The organism is Nocardiopsis alborubida (genome assembly GCF_012396365.1).
In the GTDB taxonomy this organism is placed as follows: domain Bacteria; phylum Actinomycetota; class Actinomycetes; order Streptosporangiales; family Streptosporangiaceae; genus Nocardiopsis; species Nocardiopsis alborubida.
On the sequence record NZ_JAAXPG010000048.1, the window covers coordinates 1 to 11,207 of the forward strand.

9 protein-coding genes, 1 tRNA gene and 1 pseudogene are annotated in these 11,207 nt (G+C 69.3%); 7 read left to right on the plus strand and 4 right to left on the minus strand.

The annotated features are described in order from the left end of the window. Positions 1-886: 886 nt before the first annotated feature. Positions 887-1,195: a hypothetical protein gene (locus tag HGB44_RS30300; RefSeq protein ID WP_061082896.1), complete on the minus strand. Its 309-nt coding sequence runs from the start codon at positions 1,193-1,195 to the stop codon at positions 887-889. 714 nt (positions 1,196-1,909) lie between these two features. Between HGB44_RS30300 and HGB44_RS30305 the strand changes: the two genes are divergently transcribed. From HGB44_RS30305 to HGB44_RS30320, 5 genes and pseudogenes are all read left to right on the plus strand, one after another. After that, complete coding sequence (locus HGB44_RS30305) at positions 1,910-2,767, plus strand: helix-turn-helix domain-containing protein (protein ID WP_082768580.1); 858 nt, start codon at positions 1,910-1,912, stop codon at positions 2,765-2,767. A gap of 183 nt (positions 2,768-2,950) precedes the next feature. Beyond that, positions 2,951-3,073: a DLW-39 family protein gene (locus HGB44_RS31670; protein WP_014912962.1), complete on the plus strand. Its 123-nt coding sequence runs from the start codon at positions 2,951-2,953 to the stop codon at positions 3,071-3,073. Between the two features lie 260 nt (positions 3,074-3,333). Further along, positions 3,334-3,406: transfer RNA gene (locus HGB44_RS30310), tRNA-Ala, on the plus strand. 900 nt (positions 3,407-4,306) lie between these two features. Next, positions 4,307-4,597: pseudogene (locus HGB44_RS32285) on the plus strand (WhiB family transcriptional regulator); the annotation flags it as partial. 418 nt (positions 4,598-5,015) lie between these two features. Beyond that, on the plus strand, positions 5,016-5,660 hold the full coding sequence (locus HGB44_RS30320) for a DUF1707 and DUF4870 domain-containing protein (RefSeq protein ID WP_061082894.1): 645 nt from the start codon (positions 5,016-5,018) through the stop codon (positions 5,658-5,660). A 291-nt stretch (positions 5,661-5,951) separates the two neighbouring features. Here the strand turns inward: HGB44_RS30320 and HGB44_RS30325 are convergent, their stop codons facing one another. Further along, positions 5,952-6,578, minus strand: a complete 627-nt coding sequence (locus tag HGB44_RS30325; protein ID WP_061082893.1) for a hypothetical protein — start codon at positions 6,576-6,578, stop codon at positions 5,952-5,954. A 406-nt stretch (positions 6,579-6,984) separates the two neighbouring features. Here HGB44_RS30325 and HGB44_RS30330 point away from each other — a divergent pair, with 406 nt between their 5' ends. Together HGB44_RS30330 and HGB44_RS30335 are read left to right on the plus strand one after the other, a co-directional pair. Continuing rightward, positions 6,985-7,509: a peptidylprolyl isomerase gene (locus HGB44_RS30330; protein ID WP_061082892.1), complete on the plus strand. Its 525-nt coding sequence runs from the start codon at positions 6,985-6,987 to the stop codon at positions 7,507-7,509. A gap of 37 nt (positions 7,510-7,546) precedes the next feature. After that, positions 7,547-8,467: a rhomboid family intramembrane serine protease gene (locus HGB44_RS30335; protein WP_233458983.1), complete on the plus strand. Its 921-nt coding sequence runs from the start codon at positions 7,547-7,549 to the stop codon at positions 8,465-8,467. A gap of 247 nt (positions 8,468-8,714) precedes the next feature. Here HGB44_RS30335 and HGB44_RS30340 read toward each other — a convergent pair whose 3' ends face one another. After that, positions 8,715-8,969: a cell division protein CrgA gene (locus HGB44_RS30340; RefSeq protein ID WP_061082890.1), complete on the minus strand. Its 255-nt coding sequence runs from the start codon at positions 8,967-8,969 to the stop codon at positions 8,715-8,717. A gap of 369 nt (positions 8,970-9,338) precedes the next feature. Further along, positions 9,339-11,180, minus strand: coding sequence for a Stk1 family PASTA domain-containing Ser/Thr kinase (gene pknB, locus HGB44_RS30345; protein ID WP_061082889.1), 1,842 nt, complete (start codon positions 11,178-11,180; stop codon positions 9,339-9,341). Positions 11,181-11,207 lie beyond the last annotated feature (27 nt).

The following is an 11,207-nucleotide window of genomic DNA, read 5'->3' on the forward strand; positions in this document are numbered from 1 at the left end:
GGGTGTTTGTGCGTTTGTGAACGCGGGGGGTGGGGGTGGGTCTCTGGTTCTCAGTGAATGGGTGGGGGTCGGGGTGTGGTGTGTTCTGCGGACAACCCACACAAGACCCTCGCTGGAAGGTGCTCGGGCTGACGCCCCGCCTCCAGACGCCCCGCCTCCAGCGGGCGAGACCTCCCGTGGACGGGGGCGTACGACCTTCCCCCTGAGCCGGGCCGCGAGGACCGAGGAGCATGCTCTCCTCAGAGGTGAGGATCAGGCCCCGTCACGACAGAGGTGGACGAGGGACGTGCCCGTCCACCTCGCCGAGCCCGACAGCAGTCGAGCCCGACAACAGGCGCAACGCGGAAGCGCGAGTCACGGAAGCCCCTTCTCGGCGCACGCTGAACACCGCGGTCGCGGCCTCGTCGTGCGCCTGGGGATGAAGGGGTGGGGACCCGCGTCGGGGGACGGCCTCTGGTCAGTCCTCGTCGGCTTCCGGGATGTCGATGAGCTGCCGCAGCAGCGCAAAGAAGTCTTCTTCGCTCATCGCCGACCAGTCCACGTACTCGTTCATGATCTGCGATTTTCCCCAACCGGGGGCTGATAAGCCTGTGTTCGCCGTATTGGTTCGGGAAGTCTCGGTTAACGAGGCGTTAGCGCAGGTGGTCGGCTTGGTCTTCTCAGACGTGAGGAGCCCGCCGGATCAGCTGAAGGACCTACCAGATCACACCCGGGACCTCAGCCGAAAGGAACCGAAACCTGTCCCGGTCCGCTTCCCCAGGGCAGGGCACACAGGACACACGACGCAGCGGCTGTTCGTTGCCCCGCCAGCCGCGTTCGCCCCCTGCTGCGTGCCCGCCCCCGCCCCTCAAGCCCCCGCGGCGTCTCAGACCCCCTCAGCAGCGTCTCAGACGCGCTGCTGGAGGGCTCCCCGACATTCGGGACACCGGCACCGCTTGTTGTACCCGGTGACGGTGCCATGCGGCAGAGAGGGGTCCCGCTGCTCGGTGAGCGTGAAGTCGAGCTGGTCGCCGAAGGCCGTGAGAATACGGCCGGTCGAGAAGATCTGGGCCGGGCTGACGTCGAGTTCGGCCGCCGCCTCGTCGATGTGCTTCCCCATCCGGAGTTTCGCGATGAGACGGGAGCGGGTGCTCGGCGGCATCTCCGCCTCCGCGTTCGCGATCAGCTGCTCGGCGTCGTCAATGGGGTAGCTCATGGGTGTCCTCTATGTGTACGGTTACGCCCGCCGAAGCAGGCACCTCAAGCATCGTACGCTGTTTCTCCACGCTGGCATCAAGGTGAGACATACAGGACAGGGGCAATCAGGCGGCCCTCCCACCTCCGAGGTCACCGCACATCCGAAGTCGCCGGGCCCGCGGAGCCACGGCCCCGGAACACGTCGACGGCCCGTCCCCCGCCCCAGCGGACCCGACCCTCCCCCGGGGCCCGGCCGTTCCGCGGGAACCCTGATCCCTTGGGGGCTGAGAACCAGAGGCCCGCGGCTGATGTCATTCCTGGCCAACTTGTCTGGTGCGCTTGTTATTCCTGTTGTCCTTGTTGTTCCTGTTGCTCCTGTTTCTCAAGTGCACAGCAAAACTCTCTGTATCCCTCCTCCAGTCCGCCCCACCCTTCCCGCCATCCATCTCCACTCCCATCCTGCTCTGATCACACCTCCGCTTCCGATCCACTCCTGTAACACCTCACACGTCCTCGCACGCCGTCAACTCCCCTTCGCTCTCTCCGGCCTCCCCCAGTTCCCCCGGGCCTCGCCCTCATGACAAAGGACGGGTTTGTCGTCCCCCCGCCGGGGTTTGCGCCCTCCGTAATGCATCGAATCGGCAGCTGTTTTCTAGAAACTCATTGCTAGATGCTAGGTAGCGTGTTTCGCTGGTGGTACACCTCAGCCACTCTGCGTCATGGGATCATCGTTATGACCAGCCCCACGGTCCGTCGTCGACGGCTGTCCGCCGAACTCCGCCGCCATCGCGTACAGGCGGGTATGACCCTCAGCGATGTCGCGGACGAGCTGGAGTGGTCCCCCGCCAAACTCGGACACATCGAGACCGGCATCCGCAAGTGGCCGTCGGTCATGGAGATCTCCGCCCTCCTGCGCCTGTACGGCGTCACCGGCGGCCAGCGAGAGGCCATCCTGACCCTCGTCCGGGAGTCCCGTCTCCGCCCCTGGTGGACCGAGTACGAGGACGTCCTGTCCTCCGCGTACGTGGGCAACGAGGCGGGAGCCGTCTCGGTGCAGTCCTACGCGGGCATACTCGTCCCCGACCTCCTCCAGGTGCCCGACTACACCGCGGCGGTGGCGCGGGCCCTGGGCCACGGCGAGCGCACCGTCGAACGCATGGTGGCCGCCTACCTCAAGCGCCAGGAGGTCCTGGACCACGGCGGCCCCGACCTCGGCTCCCCAGGGGGCCTGGTCCGCTACCACGCCATCGTCGAGGAGGACGCCCTCCAGCGGGTGTCCGGGAACCGCGAACTGCTGCGCGCGCAGACTAGCCGCATCGTGGAGCTGGCCACCGGGTCCGACCGGGTGACGGTGCAGCTGCTGCCGACCTCGGCCGGCCCGCACCCAGGTGTCGCGGGGCCCTTCTCCGTCCTGGAGTTCGACGAGGACGAGGCCGCCCTGGCCTACGTCGAGGCCACCCAGGGCGGCTCCATCGTGGAGGCGGAGGAGTCGGTCGCGGCCTGCAAGCGGGTGTGGTCAGAACTCACCCGGATCGCGGCTTCTCCGCAGGTCAGCATGGGCATCCTGCGTCGGATGGCGCTGCTGACCTGAGGTCCCGCGTGCGCCCTTCACGTATCGGGCCCAGAAGTTGGCGGAAATCGGTCCACTGTGGCGGGGACCGCTCCCGGCGGCTTGCTAGTCTGCTTGGTGACAACCTCATAAAGTTCTCCGCGGAGCCCCCGTCCCGGACGGGAGCCCGCGTTGACGCACCGGATCAACGAAAGGGTCCAGACAGTGAAGAAGATCATCGTTCTGGCGCTGGTGGCCCTCGGGGCTTTCGCCGTCTACCGCAAGATCCAGGCGGACCGCGCCGAGCTCGACCTGTGGACCGAGGCCACGGCGGCCAGCGAGAGCTGACCGACGGACCTCCTGGCCGCCTGACGCGGCCGTGGGGCTTCCACAGGGCGAACCGGGGACTGGCGTGCGCGCCGTCCCGGCCCGCTCGTGAGTGACACGAAGACGTGGGTGGGCCGATAATCCCGAGGCGCGACCCACGGCTTTGTGCTGCTCCCAGTTCCGAACCGTGGCTCCGCGTGCGGGACCCGGCCGGGTGAGCGGGACCGCCCTCCGATGAAGGTATGCTCTCCAGAGTGACCAGGGCTTGCGTCCGGGTTCATGGGGCCATAGCTCAGCTGGCAGAGCGCCGGTTTTGCATACCGGAGGTCAGGGGTTCGACTCCCCTTGGCTCCACCCAGGAAAAGCGCCGACAGGCGTTGTGACGGGGACTCCCTACGGGGGGTCCCCGTTTTCCTTTCGGGGTCGCTGGGCCGACTGCGGACCGTGCGGTGGCAGAGCACGCCGCCTTCGGGGCCTCTCCTGCGCCCAGGTCCTCCACTCCAGAACCCGGGGGCGGTCACGCGGTGCGGTGCCTCCGGCCGCGGTCGAGTCCTCGTGGTGTCCCCCGCCGGAGGACCTTCCGGTCCTCCCGCGCGAGCTGTGCGGACCTCGGAGGATGCGTCGATAAAAAGCGGAATGGGCGTTTCGTGTCGGTCCGGAAAGGCTCTTCCTTCACCGAAGTCCGCGAAACTGATTTTGTTACTAATCGGTAGTTCCGGTTCGTCCCCCAAGGTGGGAAATGGGGGGCGGGTGTGGCTCCACGGCACGTACGACCAAGGAGTCCGTATAGCCCGTTCGGATGACAAGGATGACGCAGAGTCCACTTCGCCCAGTCGCGTCCGGGTACCCGGTCCCACCGGTCGGACGCTGTGAAACCGCAGGTCATCACGCATGTAATGGAAAGCCGGGGCGGCGTCCTGGCGTCTTCGTGCATCAGGCCCGCTTCTACCATATGCAGTTACTCTGCGTGTGTGTATGATGACACTTCCCCTAAGTGCAATGGTCCTACTGGGCCATATGAGAAATAGGCCTCTTGGGGTCTGTTGGTGAACTGGGACGAACCGTAGTTTCGACACCAGCGACAACGAGGAAGACAGCGCGCCGAAACGATCGACCCCCGAAGGCGAGCCTGGCGGCCCCCGCCCGGCCTCGCACCACCGTCCTCGGATCGGTCCGCGTCTCCTCACCCGCCGGCGGTCGCGCCAGTCGGCGGATTCCGATCACCACACATGCTGATCTTGGGAGTGGGGCAACATGTGGAATGAGAAGATGGCGGCCCGTGCCAAATGCCGCGAGATCGACCCGGACGCGCTGTTCGTGCAGGGCGCTGCGCAGAACCGCGCCAAACTGATCTGCCGGGGCTGCCCGGTCCGGACGCAGTGCCTGGCAGAGGCGTTGGACGGCCGTATCGAGTTCGGTGTCTGGGGAGGCATGACCGAACGCGAGCGCCGCGCCCTGCTGCGCCGACGCAAGGACGTCACCAACTGGTACGAGCTGCTTACCAGCGCCGAGCGCCAGTACGAGCGGGAGCAGGCCGAGCAGGACCCCTCGACCGTTCCGACCCCGGTCGCGGCCCCGGCCTCGTCCCCCGCTGTGGCGCCGGCCCCGGACCCGGTTCCGACTCCGGTCGCCGCCCCGGCGCCGTCCACGGAATCGACCAGGGCCGCCGCACCGGTCCCGACCCGGATCCCCGCGGCCGTCGCCGCTCGGTGACGACGGGCTTCCGGGGAGGGGAGCCCCGGCAGCCCGGCGGTCGGTGACCCCGGGTCCCGGCAAACCGGCGTCCTGAGAGCCGGAAGCCCAGCAGACGAAAGTCGATGCGGTCTCCACCGAAAGGGGGAGGCCCGGATCAGGGGAGGATCAGGGACGGCCCCGATAGCCGTAGCCGTTCCTATGGCGCATCATGAGGGGAGTACGGCCGATCCGTGCCGTACTCCCGTCGCCGTTGGGAGTGGGAGTGGCTGTGCAGGACCCTCAGTATCCGGCGAGGCGCCCCTGGGAGCCGCAGGCCAGGCCGCAGATCCGCCTCACCGACGCCGAACGCGACGCCGCGATCACGGTCCTCCAGGAGGCCTTCGGCCGCGGCCAGCTCGACGAGGAGGAACTCGACGAGCGCACCGACAGGGCCATGCGGGCCAAGTTCGGAGCCGACCTGGTCCCCCTCACCGAGGACCTGGGCGTCACCCCCGCGGGAACGCCCCAGGCAGCGGCCACCGGCCCGTTCGGTCGGTTCACCGGCCAGGGCGGCGGCCAGAGGACGGGCCCCCGGGAGCCCCTGCCGAGCACCTCGGCCGAACGGGTCGTGGCCGCGGTCGGGCACGCGGGGAACTACTTCCTCCCCGTCATCGCTCCCCTGCTGCTCCTCCTCGTGAGCGACCGGATCTCGCCCTACGTGCGGCGCCAGGCCATGGAGTCGCTCAACTTCCAGCTCTTCTGCGTCATCGCCGGGCTCACGAGCCTGGCCCTCTTCTGGCTCGTGGCACCCCTGCTGGTGACGCTGGCGGTCGCCCTGGGCTGGGCGATCCTCCCCGCCATCGCCAGTATCTCCAGCCTCCTGGGCAACAACTGGCGCTACCCCCTGACCATCCGCGTCCTCAAGGACTCCTGAGGGCCGGGCCGGAGCCGGGGCGGGTGTCCGGGAGGGAAGCCGCCTCCGGACGCCCCGGAACCGTGCACGGCGGTGCCGTACGGACGTCCCGGGACCGCGCCGTGCGCGCTGAGCCGGGACGCGGCGGTTCTCGGACACGCCGTCTCCGGACACCCCTCGACAGACTCCCCCGACACGACGAAGCCGGGACGGAGGGATCCGTCCCGGCGGGGAGGGAGGGTAGCCAGTCCGGGGGCGGGGTCTCCCCCGCACGGCACGGCCGTCCGTCTCTCGTCGCTCCTGCGAGCAGCCCTAGTGTCCGGGCTTGCCGTTCTCCTTGGCACGGTTCTCGCCCGCGGCGGTGCGAACGGTCTCCTTGGTCTTGTTCTTGGCGGTCTTGGCCGCCTTGGCGGTCTCCTCCACGGCCTCCGTGGCCTTGTCCGCCGTCGCGGAGGCCCGCCCCTCCAGGTTCTCCCGCGTCTCGCGGACCTGGTCGCGCGCCTGGTCCAGGTGTTCCTGCCACTCGGCGTCCTGGGACGCCTGGCGCATACGGACCAGCGAGTACACGACGATGCCGCCGACTACGGCGGCGCCGCCGATCAGAACTCCCCGGGGGATCCGGCGGTTGCCCCGCCGGAGCAGCATCAGCCCGCGACGACCCGGGTTCGGGTCCACGCGGTGTGCGGCCGCGGTGAGAGCCTCGGCGACCCGCGGTGCCACGGTGTCCTCCACACGCAGCGCGGCGTTCTCCAGCCGGGGTGCGGTCCAGCCGCGCGCCTGGAGGAGCTTGAGAGCGGCCTGGTCGCGTGCCTGGTCGGCATACGGGCCAAACCGGTCGGCCTGTTCCCGGGCCTTTTCCCAGGCCATGCCCTGTAGGCGAGCGAGGCTCGCCTCAGTCTCCTTCTTGCGTGCCTTGAGTCGCTTGGAAGTGATAGGCACGTCGTCAGCTCCTTCGGTCGTTCACCGGTTCTACGGTCTCCACCCGGTGAGGCCGACGCTCGGCGCCACACGGATGGTTTCCCCGTCGTCCTTACCCGTTACCCGGGTGTTATCTCAACATACGTCCTCTCCGGGTGTGATCTTCGTTTCGACACCGCCCGAGGGTTTTTCTCCTGTCCGCCCGCCGCGAACGACGGGCCCGGGAGGAGGGAGTACCACTCCGCGGAACCGAAAGGGCACCCCCGGTGAGGGTAGATCGGTCCCGACGCGGACGGGGGCCCGGACGCGGCGGGCGGAGGAGCGGCGAGCTGCCCGGACGCCGCGGAACCGCGGCGGATCCAGGACGAGCCCGGGGGACGGACGGGTAACGTGAGCACGTAAACGAAGTCGATCGAAAGGCACGTAGGTGTCGGACTCCACGGCTCAGCCCACCGCGCGGCTGAACACCTCCAAGGGAACCATCGTCATCAGGCTGTTCGAGAAGGAGGCGCCGGAGACGGTCGCCAACTTCATCGGCCTGGCCGAGGGCTCGAAGCAGTGGGTGGACCCCACCACGGGCAAGCCCTCCAACAACAGCCTGTACAAGGGCACGATCTTCCACCGCGTCATCGACGGCTTCATGATCCAGGGCGGTGACCCGCTCGGCACCGGCCGCGGTGGCCCCGGATACACCTTCAAGGACGAGATCCACCCGAACCTGCGCTTCGACCGCCCGTTCCTGCTGGCCATGGCCAACGCGGGTCCCGGCACCAACGGGTCGCAGTTCTTCGTCACCGTGGACAAGCCGTACTGGCTCGACGGCCGCCACACCATCTTCGGTGAGGTCGTCGAGGGGGACGACGTGGTCACCGCGATCTCCAAGGTGGAGACCGACTCCCAGGACCGTCCCACCGACGACGTGGTGATCAACAGCGTCGAGATCACCCGATAGCGGTGACGGCGCCCCGGCTCCGAGGAGGAACCCGCCCATGACCGCATCCCCACCGCCGTCCGGAGCGGTTCCGGAGCCGGAGCGCCCGGCCCAGCGCACCTGCTACCGCCACCCCGACAGGGAGACGGGGGTCAGTTGCAGCAGGTGCGAGCGGCCGATCTGCCCGGACTGCATGGTCGAGGCGTCCGTGGGCTTCCAGTGCCCCGGCTGCGTCTCGGAGGGGAACCGCGGGGTGCGTCGGGCCAGGACCGCCTTCGGAGGCAGGGCCGTCGCCAGGCCGTACGTCACCTGGACGATCCTCGGCATGATGGTGGCCGGGTTCCTCGCCCAGTTGGGTACGTCCACCCCGATCGGGCAGGCGGGCGCCTCGCCACTGGTCTGGGAGTTCGCCATGCTCGGCATCGGCCGGGTCGAGGACGGAACCCTGCTCGGGGTGCTCCCGGGCGAGTGGTACCGGCTCCTCACGGCCGCGTTCCTGCACGGCAGCATCTTCCACCTGTTGTTCAACGGGTACGCCATGTACCTGCTGGGAACGCAGCTGGAGCGCTGGCTGGGACACGTCCGCTTCCTGACCCTGTGGGCGCTCGGCGCGCTCGCGGGATCGGTGCTCAGCCTCCTGGCTGAGCCCAACCAGTTCTCGGTCGGCGCCTCCGGAGCGATCTTCGCCCTGTTCGGGGCGGTGCTCGTCATCGGCAGGCGTCTGCGCCTGGACCTGCGCATGATCGGCGTCCTGCTGGCGGTCAACCTCGTGCTGACCTTCGTGGTCCCCAACATCTCGTGGACCGCGCACATCGGCGGACTGGTCGCCGGGCTCGTGCTCGGCGCCGTGTTCGCCTACCTGCCCGGGAAGTCCGCCGGGAACCGGGCCCGCACGGTCACGCACGTCCTGCTGGCGGCGGCGTTCGCCGCCCTGCTCGTGGCCCTGGTGGCCGCGGCACCGCTGATCATCCTCGGCTGACGGGGGAGGGGCGGAGGCCCCGGAGGAGACCTCCTCCGGGGCCTCCGTCGTTCACGGACGTCCTTGAGCGACCCCCGGTACCCGCGGTGTGCGGGCATGCCGAAGAGAGCTACCCACAGCCTGTGGATAACCCTGTGGAAAACCCGTGTCGTTGCTGTTCATCTGGGTGCGGACATGCCTGTGGAGGAGAGCACCCGAAGGGGGACCCGCGATCGTCGCCGGGCGATCCGACCGCCCGGCCGGGGGGTCAGTGCCAGCGCGTGGACAGGATGACGGCGATGATGATGCCGCTGAAGCCGATCAGCAGGTTCCAGTTCTGCCAGTCCTGCATGTAGGGGATCTGGCTGCCCGCGATGTAGTAGACGGCGATCCACAGGATGCCCAGCGTGAAGAAGCCGAGCATGGCCGGTGCCAGCCAGCGCGGACTGACCTTGGGCTTCTCCTTCGAAGGAGGCGGCGTGTAGACGGCCTTCTTCTTGCGATCGCTGCGGGACTTGGGCACGGTCGCTGCTCCAGTACGTGGGGCGGGTTCCTGAACGAGAACACAGTCTACGCCCCGGGGGGAGCCCCCGTCACCGGCGGGACGTACCGGATCCGCGTCAGGTTCCGGGGGCGCCGGGCCGGGCCCTCTCCGACGGCGGGCGCGTCTCCCCGCGCCCCGCACGCCGACGCCCGCCACCGCGCCGACGAAGCCGGTCCCCGCGGTGCGGTCCGCCCTGCCGGGCCGCGGATGAGTACCCCTCCAGGACACGGGCCCGTACACGACGACCGCTCCTCCACGGAAACCGTCCGCCTCGCGGCGACCGCCCGCACACGGCGGCGGGCCGCCCCGTGCTCTCGCACGGAACGGCCCGCCGTCACGTCCGCTCCCTCAGTCCCTGCGCATGGACGGGAAATCGAAGCCGCCGTCGTCACCGCCGGGAGGGCTCTCGCCGCCGTTGTCACCGTCGGGAGGCGACTCCCCGCCCCCGTCCGGAGGGGACTCCCCGCCGTCGTCGCCGTCGGTCGGCGGCCCCTGCGTGGCCGGTTCGGTCGCGAGCACGACGTTCACCGTGCTCCCGGGCGCCACGCTCTGCCCCGACCCCGGGTCCTGCCGGATGACCGTGCCGACCGGACCCTCCGTGCTCGGCTCCTCGGAGAAGGAGGCGCTCAGGTCCCTCTGCGCCAGCGCCGACTCCGCGCCATCGCGGGTCATGCCGACCAGGTCGGGCACCTGCACCTCGTTGGGGCCCGAGGAGATCAGCAGCGTGATGTCGGTGTCCGGCGCGACCGCCTCCCCGGCGGCCGGGTCGGTGCCGATCGCCTGGCCCTCGGGCACGCTGTCGTCCGCCCTCTGCTCGGAGGTGACGTTCTCGAAGCCCGCGTCGTTCAGCGTGCCGGTCGCGTCGGACTCGGACTGGCCCTCCACGGACGGGATCTCCATGGCGTCCGGGCCGCTGGAGACGTGCAGGACGATCTCCTCGTCCACCGGGACCTCGTCGCCGGCGGGCGGGTCGGTCTCGATGACCTGGCCCTCCTCGACGTCCTCGCTCGCCTGCTGCTCCTGGGTGACGCTGTCGAAGCCCGCCTCGCTGAGGGACTCCTGGGCCTCCGCGACGGTGGACCCCGCCACGTCCGGCACCGCGGCGGTCTCCGTCTCGGGGCTCCCGCCCATCCTCAACAGCACGAACACCAGGATCAGGGAGGCGATCACGCCGACGCCCAGCAGGACCCACAGCGCGGTCTTGCCGCCGCGGTTCTTCTCGCGGTCGTCGTAACGGTCGTCGTAGTCGTCGTCGTAATCGTCGTAGTCGTCGTACCGGTCGGCGGGCGCGGGCGGCATCGCCGTCGTGGCACCGGCGGCGGCCATGGCCATGGTGCCCGCCTGGGTGGGCATCCCCGCCAGGCCGCGCTGGATGTCCGCGCGCATCTCGGCCGCGTTCTGGTACCGCTCCTCGCGGTTCTTGGTCATCGCCCGGAGGGTGACGTCCTCCAGCCAGTGGGGGATCTGGGGGTCGATCTCGCTCGGCGGGATCGGCTCCTCGCGCACGTGCTGGTAGGCGATCGAGACGGGCGAGTCGCCGGTGAACGGCGGACGCCCGGTGAGCAGCTCGTAGAGCACGCAGCCCGTGGAGTAGATGTCGCTGCGCGGGTCCACCCGCTCGCCGCGCGCCTGCTCCGGGGACAGGTACTGGGCGGTGCCGATGACCTGGGAGGCCTGCGTCATCGTCGCCTGGTTGTCGTCCATGGACCGGGCGATGCCGAAGTCCATCACCTTGACGTCGGCGCCTCGGGTCAGCATCACGTTCGCGGGCTTGATGTCGCGGTGGACGATCCCGTTGTCGTGGCTGTACTCCAGCGCCTTGAGGATGCCGTCGACCAGCTCCGCCGAGCGCTCCGGCAGGAGGCGGCGGTCGTCGTCCAGCAACTCCTTCAGGGTCCGCCCGTCCACGTACTCCATGACGATGTAGGGGATGGACACCCCGTCGATCATGTCCTCGCCGGTGTCGTACACCGCGATGATGGCCGGGTGGTTCAGGGAGGCGGCGGACTGCGCCTCCCGTCTGAACCTGGCCTGGAAGATGTGGTCCCGGGCCATGTCGTGTCGGAGGGTCTTGATGGCGACGAGCCGGTCGAGACGCAGGTCGCGTGCGCGGTAGACCTCGGCCATGCCGCCGCGCCCGACGATGGTGTCGAGCTCGTAGCGTCCGCCGAGGAGCCGGGGCTGGGACATGTCGTGTAGTGATCCTCGTGTCTTCCG

Coding starts and splice junctions, on each gene's coding strand:
- HGB44_RS30300 (WP_061082896.1), bottom strand. CDS start 1,195: ATGAGCTACCCCATTGACGACGCCGAGCAGCTGATCGCGAACGCGGAG.
- HGB44_RS30305 (WP_082768580.1), top strand. CDS start 1,910: ATGACCAGCCCCACGGTCCGTCGTCGACGGCTGTCCGCCGAACTCCGC.
- HGB44_RS30335 (WP_233458983.1), top strand. CDS start 7,547: ATGACCGCATCCCCACCGCCGTCCGGAGCGGTTCCGGAGCCGGAGCGC.
- pknB (WP_061082889.1), bottom strand. CDS start 11,180: ATGTCCCAGCCCCGGCTCCTCGGCGGACGCTACGAGCTCGACACCATC.